Origin of the sequence: Dulcicalothrix desertica PCC 7102, assembly GCF_003991905.1 — a bacterium.
Taxonomy (GTDB): Bacteria; Cyanobacteriota; Cyanobacteriia; order Cyanobacteriales; family Nostocaceae; genus Dulcicalothrix; species Dulcicalothrix desertica.
On record NZ_RSCL01000015.1, the window covers coordinates 277393 to 290899 of the forward strand.

The following is a 13507-nucleotide window of genomic DNA, read 5'->3' on the forward strand; positions in this document are numbered from 1 at the left end:
ACGATTCTTATTTCTGAGGAATAATAGCAAGTGGTAACTTCAGACAACGGAGGATATTTTCGTGGAGGGAGAGTGGCGGATGCGAGCAATACGTGGTGCAACGACGGTACCTTCTAATACGGTGGAAGCAATGCGCGAAGCTGTTACAGAGCTTATAGACGAACTCGAAGGACGTAATCAATTACATCCTACAGATATAATTAGCGTTACTTTCTCTGTAACACGTGATTTAGACGCAATATTTCCTGCTGCAATTGCCAGAACTCGTTCTTATTGGGACTCTGTACCAATGCTTGATGTGCAGCAAATGTTTGTTGAAGGTAGTTTGGAGCGTTGCATCCGTTTTTTAATCCACGTTTATGTCAATGCGTCAACCCCTATCCATCACATTTATCTTCGAGAAGCGGCAAACTTAAGACCCGATTGGAGTTTACCCCAGTCGTTACAGGCATCACATTCAGTCATGAAATCAAAAGTCTAGAATGCGTATGTAGACCGTGGGAATACTTAAGAAAATATGAAGTTTGACGGTGGAGACAACGGCATTGCACAATTTGGTGGGATTTCAGGTAGAGTATTCAGCGACCGTGGTACAGGTGTTAGGGTGCGGTGCGAGGACTTCCTGAATATTCTTTCTCGAAATCCTGAACCTTTAGTTATTGTGACAGCGGAAGGTTTCTTTACAAAACTTTATAAATATGCGACTGCGTATAAAGGTTTTGTTTTTTTTACTGAATCACTCGATAAGCTTGAACTCAGCAGCAATATTGAAGTGATTCAAGCTACCAGTATCTCATCTGAAATATAATTTGTAGGTTGGTTTCGCTTAAGCGTAACCCAACAAAAACATAGAAATGTTGGGTTCCGTTCCTCCACCCAACCTACTAATGGTGAAATCGAATTCCTACGAAAATATCGTATAAAAATCCTAGGAAATCTTTTTTGGTGAGTAATCCTAATGATTGAGGTGAACCTTTTTCATCAAGTCTGGGCTTCATTAAATAGTATGTAGGTTGATATTTATACCAAGGTACTGATGGCCAAAGGTGATGAACGAGATGATAGTTCTGTCCCAAAATTAAAATGTTGATAATAGGGCTAGCATAAACGCGCGCATTTTTCCAGCGGTCTCGCTCGTTAAATGGGCGATGAGGTAGATAATCAAAGAATAAACCCAATGTTACGCCTACAACAGCTGATGGGATGAACCAAAAATTTAGGACGTAGCCCAAGAAATGATGCTGAACTGAAATATATACTATTACGGCGACAAACAGGCGGCTTAAGAACCATTCCAGTAGTTCATTATTACGCCACAGGCGCCGTTTAAAGAAAAATATTTCGTGATAGAGAAAGCGCACAGCAATTAACCACAAAGGTCCACCAGTCGAAACATAGTGGTCTGGGTCGTTGTCTGGGTCATTAACGTTACTATGATGCTGTAAATGCACCCGTGTAAATACAGGGAAGGCAAAAACTAACATCAGCGCGCTGCAATGACCGAGTACGGCATTAATAATTCGGTTGCTGTGGGCAGACTGATGACACGCATCATGAATGATCGTGCCTGAAATATGAAGGGCAAGGACATTTAGACTAAAGCATACCCAGTGTTGCCATTCCCAAACCCAGTAACCAAAGCCAGATATAATGACAATTCCCACTGCTCCTAAAAAAAGTAACAGGGTTGGATTAAAACCACCAGGAGGCGCTAGTAAATCCTTCGGCGGGATTGTCAGTTGCTTTGGTGCCTCCGACGTTAGCATTGTAAACTCCTTAACCTTTAAACAATCAAATTGAAATATAGGACACAAAATTACGAACAATAAAGTTTTGTGTACCAAGATTAATTTATCTCATGATACATCAGCACCTCAATAAACGATATGATGCCAATCGAGCCAAAATATCGGCACTAACAGACACGTTGTGCAGTTTGATTTTACGATGATTCCCAGAAGCCTCTTTTCTATTACCCTCTATGCAATTTAAAGACTCAATCCGCCGGACTAAAATTGTCGCCACAATTGGTCCTGCCACTAGCAGCCCAGAAATGCTCAAAGCTATTATCGAAGCAGGCGCCACCACGCTAAGACTAAATTTTTCTCATGGTTCTCATGCGGATCATCAGCGTAACATACGTTTGATTCGGCAAACGGCATTTGAGCTAAATCAGCCGGTTGCTATATTACAGGATTTACAAGGTCCGAAAATCCGCTTGGGTAAATTTGAGAATGGGTCGATAGTTTTAGGGAAAGGTGACCGCTTTACATTGACGAACCGTCCTGTAGTTGGAACTCAAACAAGTAGCTGCGTTACTTATGATTATCTCGCCGACGAAGTTCCCACAGGCGCCCGAATTATGCTTGATGATGGACGTGTAGAAATGGTCGTCGAAGAGGTTGAGCGAGAAAAAGGCGATTTGCACTGCCGTGTTACTGTTGGAGGTACGCTGTCTAATAATAAGGGCGTAAACTTTCCGGGTGTGTACTTATCGATTAAAGCGATGACCGATAAAGACCGCGAAGATTTAATGTTCGGTCTTGACCAGGGAGTTGATTGGGTCGCATTATCATTCGTTCGTAACCCTCAAGATATTATTGAGATTAAAGAATTAATTGGAAGCACCGGTAAACAAGTACCAGTAGTTGCCAAAATCGAAAAACACGAAGCTATTGAACAAATGGAAGCAGTTCTAGCTTTGTGTGATGGCGTAATGGTGGCACGTGGTGACTTAGGGGTTGAATTACCTGCTGAAGATGTGCCAGTGTTACAAAAACGCCTGATTGCCACTGCTAACCGTTTGGGTATTCCAATTATTACGGCTACTCAAATGCTCGATAGCATGGTTAATAACCCTCGTCCTACACGCGCTGAAGTCTCAGACGTGGCAAATGCCATTTTAGATGGTACTGATGCCGTTATGCTTTCAAATGAGACGGCTGTGGGTAAATTTCCAGTCGAGGCAGTAGCAACTATGGCACGTATTGCCGAACGCATGGAGCAAGAAGCAGCAGAAAACCCTAATGCTTTAAAAGTAAGAGATGCACGTCGTTCGATACCTAACGCAATTAGCCAAGCAGTTGGACAAATTGCCGAACAGTTAGGTGCTAGTGCGATTATGTCACTTACTCAAACTGGAGCAACAGCGCGTAACGTTTCTAAGTTCCGTCCCCAAACTCCGATTTTAGCCATTACTCCCCATGTTAACGTTGCGCGTCAATTACAAATGGTGTGGGGTGTCAAACCATTACTTGTACTCGAATTACCTTCTACTGGTCAAACTTTCCAAGCGGCATTAAACGTAGCATTAGAAAATAAGTTAGTATCTGAAGGCGATTTAGTTGTAATGACCGCAGGAACGCTACAGGGTGTTTCTGGGTCTACCGATTTAATCAAAGTAGAAGTTGTCACATCTGTAGTTGGACATGGTATTGGGTTAGGAGGGCAAGGTTCAGTTAGTGGACGTGCGCGTGTCGCCCATAGCGGTATGGATGTTGGTAATTTTAATCATGGTGATATTTTAGTTGCATCGCGCACTAGCGCTGATTTTGTTGATGCTATTCGCAAAGCAGCAGGTATTATTACTGAAGAAGAAAGTTTAACAAGTCATGCGGCTGTTATTGGTTCACGTTTAGGAGTACCTGTAATTGTCGGTGTTAAAGACGCAACGCAAGTTATTCGCGACGGCTTAATTTTAACAATGGACATGCAGCGCGGCTTAGTTTATTCAGGCGCCGTCAACGGTACTGTAGTAACAACCTAATAATTTTGACATCTTGTAGCACAGGCCTTCTTCGCCTGTGCAGTGATATATTTTTTACCACAGAGACACAGAGTTCACAGAGTAGGAATCAATTGTAATTAATATGTATAAAAAATTAGTTAAATATACAAATTCATCTTGTAAAACAGCGCCTTTTTTGCGATAAATACTTAAGTCATCAAGCAACAAAGTAGCAATATTAACATTTAACTTCTCAGTTTGATAATATTGTAAATTCGAGTGTAGAAAAACGAACCGCGAAGTACGCAAAGGAAGAAATAAGAGAGCGGTACTAGTAATAAATAAAAGCTAAATTGTTAAAAATAACCTATCCGTTACATCCGTTTATCATCCGTTGCCAATATTCCTACACGAGCTTGTAAAACTGTTTGTTTCGGCTGATTCAATTTCAGCAAGTCTTTGTACAAACGCAAATGTTCAGCACTAATAGGTTCCCAACTATAATATGTTTTCACATGGTTTTGAGCATTTAGTGCTAATTTACTAAGTTCTCGATAATTCTGAATAGCCCATTCAAGCTTATAACATTTTTAATGAAAAATTTTCCTCAGTATTATAATAATTTATGTATTTTGCATTGACAATAAGTAAAGATAATGTCATGAAGCTTATCTTTAAATAAATTTCTTAAGTACTTCCACGGTCGCTAACCCTGTTTTTTCCCAGCTAAATTGCTTTGCTCTTAAAAGACCTAATTGCGAAAGTTTAGCTTGTAATGTTGTGTCACTGGCAATTTCCCGCATTGCTGCCGTTATTTCTTGTACATTGTATGGATTAATTAAAATTGCAACATCGGAAGTAACTTCTGGTAGTGATGATAAATTAGAGGTAATTACAGGTGTACCACATGCCATTGCTTCAAGAACAGGAAACCCAAACCCTTCCCATAAGCTCGGAAATACAAATGCAAGTGCGTTGCTAATTATTTTTGGTAACTCACTATAAATTACGTAGTCTAAAATTTTTACTCTTTTTGTAATTCCTAACTCGGCTATTTGTACCCTTAAATTGGGTGTGAAGCGTTTATCGGTTGGTCCAGCTAACCATAACTCGTAATCTTGATTATTTGGTAAAGCTGCAAAAGCTGTTACTAGCCGATTGATATTTTTATATTTATCATGTCTCCCTAAATAAAGAAAGTAAGGCTTGCGATTAGTATCTTTCTCTAACTTTTCTGGAAATGGTCGAAAATGATTACTATCATATGCTAGTAGTACAGGTGTAATTTTCCTTGCTGGAATTTTGTAAAATTCAGTAATATCTTTAGCTGTAGAATGGGAGTTACAAATGATATGTTGCGCTTGAGTAAGAATTTGCGGTACATAGTAGCGTGCGTAGTTAGTCAAAGGAGAGCGCCAATTTGGGAACCGTAATGGAATTAAATCGTGAACTTGAATTATATAACGACAGTTTGTAAATAGCGGCGCCTCTGGTAAAGGAGAAAATAAAAGTTTTGCAGCTAGTTTTTGGTAGATTTGCGGTAGCTGTAACTGCGTCCAAACCAATCGCCGTAAATGCCCTTTAGAGCCTTGAGCGGGTGTAAGATTATTGGGAACCGCCTCACATTGGAACTCTGGATAGTCCTGAACTGTTAAAAGTGTGGGTGTTAAAGCTTTTAAATGCGGGAATAAATTTAGAGCATAATTACTTATGCCAGTGGGCTGAGAAAATACCATTGATAAATTAACTAATAGTTCGTTCATTCAATTAATTTGGTTTTTCAAATATTGTAGTAAAGTTTTCTCTGGAATATGAAGTTGGGAATGGTCACGCCAATATGTGAATACAGCCTGAATTTTACCAATTGCAATTTTTGGCTTGATGAAAATAAAAATTACAGCAAAACCAATCAGTCTAATTAATCGTAATGTGAAAACAAAAGTATTAGTATATCGCTGTAATGTGATAAGATAACTATAAGTACTGTAGAAAATCTTTTTTCTCGTATAACGATTTGTAATCGAAGAAGGTTGATGAATTACAGAGAATATTTTTGTAACAGCAACTTTATAACCTTTTTGGGTATAGCTTTTACAGAAGTCAAAATCTTCGTAGTACAGAAAATATTCAGGGTCAAATAAAGGACATTCAGAAAAATTACGAAACTGAATTATTAAACTACAACCCGAAACCCAATCGCATTCAACATAATCAGCATCACAATTAGTTATCAAATCAACACTCTTTAAACTTCCAGTTTTTTGAAAAAAACGACCTCCTGCAAACCACACTTCATTACTAGGAGTGTGAATAATTGTTCCTAGTATAGAAATTTCTGGGTACAAAGTAAAAAATGCCTTAATATCAAACTTTGATTTTTCAGCAAAATACGCATCAGGATTAATAATCCATACTAGTGCATTAGTATCCTGAGTATAAATCCATTTTAGACCTAAGTTACATGCACTACCAAAACCAAGATTACATCCAGCATCAATTATCAAGATATTCTGGCAAGCCAGATTTTCTATACTCTTGTCGTCAGGGGAGTTATTGATAATAAGTAGTTTGTAATTTAAATCTATGGCGCCAGGTAAGGAATTAATTAGTTGAGTAATCAGTACAGTAGAATAGTAATTAACAGTTATAAAATATATCACGTTAAACAAATTTTGAGTAACAATTTTTACCAAAAATAACGAAATATCGAATTTACTAGAGTTGAGTTTTCTCGATTGTAACTCGCCTCGTTATTTGAGAAGCAAAATAGATTTTTATCATATTTCTGTTAAAGTTTGGCGCCAATGTGGCACAAGCTGGGACTTATTGTTGAGCGGTGAGTAGCACCAAACGCGGATATTTGGAGGTTGTGATTGGTATCACTGCGCTCACTGTTTGATGCTGATAATTTAAGGTTTAGGCTTCACAACAGTTAGCACCAATAAGCAAAGTTGATTGAGCCGTTATGCAATTGCAATAATTAAAACTGCATATTATGACATTTTTTGCCCTCAAGCACATTAGATATTAATAAAAATTAAACCTGTAACATTTCTTAACAATTCGGTGTAAGCACCAGCACGTCAGCATAAAATTAATTCATAAGACATTCTTATACAATAATTTTTGTTTTTCTACTGAAAAGATTATTTTTTTTGTAACATTTCGCAACATTTTACTCATAAAACTAGGCATATTTATGAGAATTTCGGATTTTGGGAACTATTTTTGTTTCTCTATCTAAAGGTAGAGGAGCCAGAATCTATAAGCACTAAAGATTTCACGGTTACGTAATTGTGTTAAATAAGCTTTACATGACTATGTGTATTTATTTTGATATAATCTCTACGTGTGTTCCCATCTCGTAGTTTTTGAATATTCAGTTATGATGCCATTCATCATGGCTGGATGCCGTATTGGCATAGGGAATACCAAGTGCAAACCTTATCCAGTAAATCTGGAAACATACCTATGCCCGTAAATTTATTTGACGCAAATTATTATAGTGGTGTTAATTCAAACCAACGTGGGTTGAGTGATGCAGATGCACTATCCAATTTTCAGACAACTGGCTTAAGTCAGGGGTTAGCTTTTTCACCCATCGTCGATTTATCTTATTACCGTTCTAGTAACAGTGATTTAGCTGGTTTAACGAATCAACAGCTTTTCGATAATTTATCAAATACAGGAATTGCAGAGGGTCGAAAATTTTCGCAAGTTTTCGACCTTAAATTTTATAAGGATAATAACCCTGATTTAGCAAGCTTAAATAACGAGCAGCTATTTAATCACTATATTTCTACAGGTTTACGTGAAGGTCGCAGTGCCAGCCCTTACATTACTTATGATGGCGTATCTGATAGATTCAAGTCTGCAACTTCGGTTTATCCTAGCTCGACTCCGATTATTTTGCGGGATGCGGTTGGAGACAATGACCAGAGCGACATGTACAAGTTACAGTTAGACTCACCAAGTACAAATTTAAATCTTGTGCTGAATGGATTGGGTGCGGACGCTAGTCTTGAGCTACTCGACCGCAAGGGCAATCTTCTAAGTAGTTCTAATAATGCTGAAAATATTAGTGAATTGATTAGCTACGATAACCTGAATAGCGGTATCTATTACGTTCGAGTATATCAGCCAGTAGGCGGTCAAAATACTAACTATAACTTGAGTGTGTCAACTAAACTGCTATCTAATGAAGCTAGTGTTTCTAATTCACAACCTGTCATACCTGTCGCTGAAACTCCTGCGGCGCCTCCGATTAGCAATAGTTTTCTGGATGAAGTCTTGAGACTGGTAAATATAGAGCGTGCAAATGCTAACACTGGGTTACAACCGCTTGTATTGAACGATAAATTGAATCAAGTCGCTTACAGCCATAGTCAAGATATGGCGTTGAGTGATTACTTCAGTCATACCGGAGCAAATGGTTCTAGTCCTCAAGACCGGGCATATCAAGCGGGTTATCAGTACTCGCGCTTTGGTGAAAACATAGCTGCTGGCTACGTTACACCAGAAGAAGTAGTTGCCGCTTGGATGACTAGTCAAGGTCATCGTGCCAATATACTCAATCCGAACTATAAGGAAATGGGAGTTGGCTATTACTATTTAGAAAGCGATACAGGCAATATTAACTACAACTATTATTGGACACAGGACTTTGGCACCTTAGCATCATAAGGGGGTAAAAGGAAAAGGGGTTTTAGACTCTTTCCTTTTTTGCCTTATTCATTTATGTGTGTGGGTATCATTGACTCTAAGAGCTTGGACATCCAGGGTAGTATCACAAAAAGGGCGCCTAAAACAACCAAAAATAAGGAAATACCTACAAGTTGTTCGCTTTTGACTTCAAGAACACCTTTTAATATCACTTCTCGTAGAGATGAAACAATAGAAATTTCTACTGCGGCGCCTACAGAAATGCGATGTTCTTGCAAATAATCAGCCAGCAAGCGAAACAACTCTACTAAAATTAAAATAAATAAAATATCTGATGTGACTTGTCGAACTTCAAGAGGTTGAAAAAAGTGAATGAATAAGTCAACAAGTCGTAATACCATTACACAGAATAGACTTATACATAGCGAAATAATAATAATATCTTGAAATACTTCCAAATTGCGTACAATTTGTCCGCGTTGGAACCAGTCGGTTAATTTTCCTTTGAGGTTTGGCAGCATGGTACCTCAAGCAACAGAGTTAATTTTCAACTTCATCATAAATAATTCATAAAATGCAAAAAGTTAGCGTTACACAGAAACCTGGTTTCTATGCGTTCATTGTCGCAGACAAATTGTTATTATTATTACAAAACTTCAATAAATAAACCAGGTTTCTACATTATGTGGGAACCATTGAGTGTTTAATTGGAATTTCAATCCAAAATTCTGTACCTTTACCAGGTTCACAGAAACACTCAAGCTTACCTCCATGTTTTTCAACAATAATTTGGTAGCTAATTGATAATCCTAAACCAGTACCTTTACCAGGGTCTTTTGTTGTAAAGAATGGATCAAATATACGAGATACTACATCATCAGGAATACCACAACCGTTATCATGTATACGAATTAATACTCTGTCGTTCTGTATAACTTGAGAATGAATGATTATTTGTGGTGAGTGCAATTTTTTACTATTCTCTTTTTGATGCTGTTTATATCCAATTTCAATTGCGTCTATAGCGTTGCTTAAAATATTCATGAATACTTGATTCAATAAGGCAGCATAACATTCAACATTTGGTAAATCTCCATATTTTTTTATAACATCTATTGGTGGAGTGTTTGCAGATGAGCGCAAACGGTGCTGTAAAATTAGTAATGCACTATCAATACCTCCATGAATATCTACATGTTTTATTTCTGCATGGTCAAGACGCGAAAATGTATGTAGTGACTCAACTAATTGTAAAATCCTTTCGGCGCCTGAGTGCATTGATAAAATTGTTTTGGGCAGGTCTTCGATGATGTAATCTAAATCGATTTTAGATGCTTGTGCTTGAATTTTTTGTGCTGGCTCTGGATATTGATGCTGATAAATTTTCATTAATTCCAGCATACTTTGAGTATATTCGCTTACATGAGATAAATTACCGTAAATAAAATTAATCGGATTGTTAATTTCATGAGCAATACCAGCAACTAGCTGTCCTAAACCAGCCATTTTTTCACCTTGAATTAGCTGAGTTTGGGTTCGCTGTAATTCTTTGAGCGCTTCGTTGAGTTTTTCTTTTTGAAGTCGAGTTTGTTCGAGTAACTCAGCTTGCTGTAACGCTACACCTAACTGTAAACCAATTTGTGCAAGTAAACTTACTTCATCTTCCATCCACTTGCGTGGTTTAGTATTTTGATATGCAGCAAGTAACCCCCATAAATTATCACCTTGAAAAATTGGCACCATTACATATGCACGTGCTTGAATTTGTTCGAGAAATACTAATTGCGGGTCAGAATATTCTTGCTTATAAATATCATCAACCGTAATAGTTTTCTGAAGCCGTGTATTGAGTTCGCCTAATGATTTTTGTACAAAAGTATTCATTATCAAAAATGGATTTCCAATTAATGGCATCCATTCTGAAGCTACTGACTCTGCCACAAAATCACCACTGCCATCGGTATAGAAACTGTAAATAGCTACTCGTTCAACTTTTAATAAATTCCTAACTTCTTGTGTTGTAGTCGCAAAAATTGTATGTAAGTCAAGCGATTGACGAATTTTTTCTACTGTAGTGGCAAGTGCTTTTTCGCGTTCTGCTGCTCTTGCGAGTAGTGCTGCTTGTGCTTGCACTTGTTTAAGAGTTTCTGCTTGTTGAAGTGCCACACCTAACTGTACTCCAACTTGTGCAAGTAAGTTAACTTCTTCTTCTTCCCAATAACGTGGTTGAGAGTTTTGATACGCGACTAATAACCCCCAGAGCTTTTCACCTTGTAAAATGGGAACAAAAGTTTCGTTACGTGGATACTTTCCTGTTTTTGCTGCTTCTAAAAATGTCTTTTCAATCGTTGGTTGGCTTTTTCCAACAGGTGTCCAACCATCAAGAATTGAATCAGCGACAAATTCCCCACTCCAATCAGGATAAAATCTATAAATTGCCACACGCTCGACATTTAACAAACGTCGAACTTCTTGTGTAGTTGCTTGAAAAATACTCTCTATATCTAACGATTGTCGAATCTTATCAACTGTTGTTGCTAAAGCACGTTGACGTTCTGCTGCTTTTTCTAACTGCGCTGCTTGTGAAGAAACTTGTTGAAAGTACTCAGCTTGTTGTAACGCTGTACCAAGTTGAGTACTAATTTGTGTGAGTAAGCAAATTTCGTCACCTTGCCACTTTCGCGGCGCCGAGTTTTGGAAAACAGCTAATAGTCCCCAAAGTTTGTTACCATGATAAACAGCAACAATTGCATATGCTCGTGCTTGGTAACTTTCTAAGACCCGAATGTAACAGTCACTAAATCCAGCATCGTAAATATCATCGCAAGTTCGGAAAATTTCACCGCGCACAAACTTTCCACCCTGAGTTTCTTGAAGGTAGGTATCAGGAATTGGAGCATTTACTAATAACTTAATACTACATTCGCTAATATTTGCACGTAATTCTGGTTGTTGTAATTGTTTATTGAGCAATGAATTCCAACCTTCAACAGCAGATTCAACGACAAAATCGCCACTCCAGTCAGGGTTAAACCGATAAATAACGACTCTATCAGCTTCCAGAATTTTTCTAATTTCGTAAGTTGCAGTGTGAAATATAGTTTCTAAGTCGAACGTTTGACGAATTTTTTCAATCGTTTTAGCAATGCTTTTTTGACGTTCAGCAATACGTTCACGTTCGGATGCTTGTGCAAGTTTTGCTGCTTGCATCTGCATCTGCTCTAAATATTCAGCTTGTTGGATAGCGACGCTAAGTTGTGCAGCAATTTGCTGTATAAAGTCAATTTCTGACTCTTTCCAATAACGTGGTGCGCTGCATTGGTGTATACATAATAATCCCCAAAGTTTTTTGCCTTTGAGTAAAGGGGCAACTAAATTAGAACGTACTTGAAATTTTTCTAAAATATCAATGTAGCATGGACTATAATTGCATTGGTAAATATCAATAATTATACTGATTTTCCCTTCTTGATATTGCGCTGCAAATTGTTCGCTAAAGCAATGGTCGTGAATTTTTAACGCCATTGCTGAATTCCATCCGTTCGCCACATCTTCAGAGGCAAACTCACCTTCCCAATCTAAGTGTGGGTAAAAGCGAAATACTCCTACACGGTCGGCTTGGAGTAATTGACGGACTTCGGTAGCTGTATTTTTAAAAATAGTTTGTAAATCTAAGGACTCGCGAATTCGAGCGATAACTGCTGCTAAAGTTTTTTCTTTTTCAATATTTGAAGGCGCCTGTGCAAGTAATTCAATATTTTGTAACGCAACTTCTAAATGTTCAACAACTTGCTTTACAATTTCTATTTCTAAATCTTGCCATTGACGAAATTCGCTACATTGATGTACACAAAGTAGACCCCAAAGTTTACCATTCTTGAATAAAGGCGCAATAATACAAGCGCGTACTTGGAACTTTTCTAAAAATTCAATATAATCTTGATTAATATTTGATAAAACCTGAATTTTGCCTTGCTGATAAATCTCTATAAGGTCTTTAGCAAGCGAAGAATCATTTACTTTCGTGTGCAGTACTGACATCCAAACGGCGCCGACATCTTCATAAACGAATTCACCTTGGTACGTAAAATCGCTCTTTAAGCCAAATATTGCTACCCTATCAGTATAAAGTATTTGACGTAATTCTTTGACAACAGTATCAAAAACTGTTTTTTGCCCTGAAGCTTTATGTATAAGCCCAACAACCTTTATGATATTTTTGTACTGCTCTGTTATAGGCGCCTGACTCGATGTTAAATGGGGGATATGATTTTTTTCCATTGATAAGACTTGCTCTGATAATTGACTCTCTTATATAAGGGTTCCCATTGCAGCAAGGAGAGTAACATTGTTGTAAAGATATTATCGCTGCCCGTTTTGAAGGAATGTTACAACAATGGGAGTTACACTTAGTGAGAAATAAAAGCTGAATGTGAAGGCGCCGCTTATTAACCATAGTCACGCTAAAATAAACACATAAATATTAGATACAGTAAAATCGTAATGACTATTGCCAAAGAATTAGAAATTTCTCAAGATACTGTTCAAAATATGGAAGAAAATGTTATTCTTCCTCCAAGTAATTTATACAGTAATGAACCTCCCTTGGAAACCGAACTGCATCTAGAGGAAATAATCCTTTTACTCAAATGTTTAAAATGGTTATGGCGTTCGAGAACCGATTTCTATGCTGCTGGTAACTTGACGATTTATTACAGTTTAAAGCAAAGTAAAACAGAAGATTATAGAGGACCAGATTTTTTTGTCGTATTAGATACTCAACGCAAAACTCGTAAAATTTGGACGATTTGGGAAGAAGGCGGCAAATACCCAAATTTAATTCTAGAAATTCTATCCCCATCGACAGCAAATACCGATAAAAATTTTAAGAAAAAACTGTATCAAGATACTTTCCGTACACCAGATTATTTTTGGTTCGACCCAGAAAGTTTAGAATTTGCTGGTTTCCATTTGGTAGATGGGAAATATGAACCTTTACAACCTAATGCTCAAGGACATTTATGGAGTCAGCAGTTAGCTTATATCTTGCACCTAACGGGTAAACCCGTATAAAGCCAATGACAGAGGGTAAAAATATAACTACAATATAATTTTCTA

10 protein-coding genes and 1 pseudogene are annotated in these 13507 nt (G+C 37.6%); 5 read left to right on the plus strand and 6 right to left on the minus strand.

The features are described 5' to 3' along the window. Nucleotides 1-79: 79 nt before the first annotated feature. Together aroH and DSM106972_RS29720 are read left to right on the plus strand one after the other, a co-directional pair. Nucleotides 80-481 (plus strand): chorismate mutase, encoded by a 402-nt coding sequence (gene aroH, locus DSM106972_RS29715; protein ID WP_127084068.1) that lies wholly within the window; start codon nucleotides 80-82, stop codon nucleotides 479-481. Nucleotides 482-517: 36 nt separating this feature from the next. Further along, complete coding sequence (locus DSM106972_RS29720; protein ID WP_073616608.1) at nucleotides 518-808, plus strand: hypothetical protein; 291 nt, start codon at nucleotides 518-520, stop codon at nucleotides 806-808. Nucleotides 809-884: 76 nt separating this feature from the next. Here DSM106972_RS29720 and crtR read toward each other — a convergent pair whose 3' ends face one another. After that, nucleotides 885-1766: a beta-carotene hydroxylase gene (gene crtR / locus DSM106972_RS29725; protein ID WP_127084069.1), complete on the minus strand. Its 882-nt coding sequence runs from the start codon at nucleotides 1764-1766 to the stop codon at nucleotides 885-887. 215 nt (nucleotides 1767-1981) lie between these two features. On the opposite strand from crtR, the gene pyk reads away from it, so the two are divergent. Continuing rightward, entirely contained in the window at nucleotides 1982-3766 is a 1785-nt protein-coding gene (pyk, locus tag DSM106972_RS29730; RefSeq protein ID WP_127084070.1) for a pyruvate kinase, read from the plus strand. A 335-nt stretch (nucleotides 3767-4101) separates the two neighbouring features. Here pyk and DSM106972_RS29735 read toward each other — a convergent pair whose 3' ends face one another. From DSM106972_RS29735 to DSM106972_RS29745, 3 genes are all read right to left on the minus strand, one after another. Further along, a complete protein-coding gene (locus DSM106972_RS29735; protein ID WP_186538811.1) occupies nucleotides 4102-4242 on the minus strand; it encodes a hypothetical protein in 141 nt (46 codons plus the stop codon). A gap of 159 nt (nucleotides 4243-4401) precedes the next feature. After that, nucleotides 4402-5490, minus strand: coding sequence for a glycosyltransferase family 4 protein (locus DSM106972_RS29740; RefSeq protein ID WP_127084071.1), 1089 nt, complete (start codon nucleotides 5488-5490; stop codon nucleotides 4402-4404). Further along, nucleotides 5491-6387: a glycosyltransferase family protein gene (locus DSM106972_RS29745; protein ID WP_127084072.1), complete on the minus strand. Its 897-nt coding sequence runs from the start codon at nucleotides 6385-6387 to the stop codon at nucleotides 5491-5493. An 811-nt stretch (nucleotides 6388-7198) separates the two neighbouring features. Here DSM106972_RS29745 and DSM106972_RS29750 point away from each other — a divergent pair. Beyond that, a complete protein-coding gene (locus tag DSM106972_RS29750) occupies nucleotides 7199-8410 on the plus strand; it encodes a CAP domain-containing protein (protein WP_127084073.1) in 1212 nt (403 codons plus the stop codon). Nucleotides 8411-8454: 44 nt separating this feature from the next. Here DSM106972_RS29750 and DSM106972_RS29755 read toward each other — a convergent pair whose 3' ends face one another. Beyond that, on the minus strand, nucleotides 8455-8910 hold the full coding sequence (locus DSM106972_RS29755; RefSeq protein WP_019495747.1) for a phosphate-starvation-inducible PsiE family protein: 456 nt from the start codon (nucleotides 8908-8910) through the stop codon (nucleotides 8455-8457). A gap of 160 nt (nucleotides 8911-9070) precedes the next feature. Then, complete coding sequence (locus tag DSM106972_RS29760; protein ID WP_127084074.1) at nucleotides 9071-12670, minus strand: GAF domain-containing protein; 3600 nt, start codon at nucleotides 12668-12670, stop codon at nucleotides 9071-9073. A 222-nt stretch (nucleotides 12671-12892) separates the two neighbouring features. Between DSM106972_RS29760 and DSM106972_RS29765 the strand changes: the two are divergent. Next, nucleotides 12893-13438 (plus strand): annotated as a pseudogene (locus DSM106972_RS29765) (Uma2 family endonuclease); the annotation flags it as partial. Nucleotides 13439-13507 lie beyond the last annotated feature (69 nt).

Bases quoted from the DNA above. Each gene is read 5' to 3' on its own strand.
- pyk (WP_127084070.1), top strand. From the start codon at position 1,982: ATGCAATTTAAAGACTCAATCCGCCGGACTAAAATTGTCGCCACAATT.
- DSM106972_RS29720 (WP_073616608.1), top strand. From the start codon at position 518: ATGAAGTTTGACGGTGGAGACAACGGCATTGCACAATTTGGTGGGATT.
- DSM106972_RS29750 (WP_127084073.1), top strand. From the start codon at position 7,199: ATGCCCGTAAATTTATTTGACGCAAATTATTATAGTGGTGTTAATTCA.
- DSM106972_RS29760 (WP_127084074.1), bottom strand. From the start codon at position 12,670: ATGGAAAAAAATCATATCCCCCATTTAACATCGAGTCAGGCGCCTATA.
- crtR (WP_127084069.1), bottom strand. From the start codon at position 1,766: ATGCTAACGTCGGAGGCACCAAAGCAACTGACAATCCCGCCGAAGGAT.
- DSM106972_RS29755 (WP_019495747.1), bottom strand. From the start codon at position 8,910: ATGCTGCCAAACCTCAAAGGAAAATTAACCGACTGGTTCCAACGCGGA.
- aroH (WP_127084068.1), top strand. From the start codon at position 80: ATGCGAGCAATACGTGGTGCAACGACGGTACCTTCTAATACGGTGGAA.
- DSM106972_RS29740 (WP_127084071.1), bottom strand. From the start codon at position 5,490: ATGAACGAACTATTAGTTAATTTATCAATGGTATTTTCTCAGCCCACT.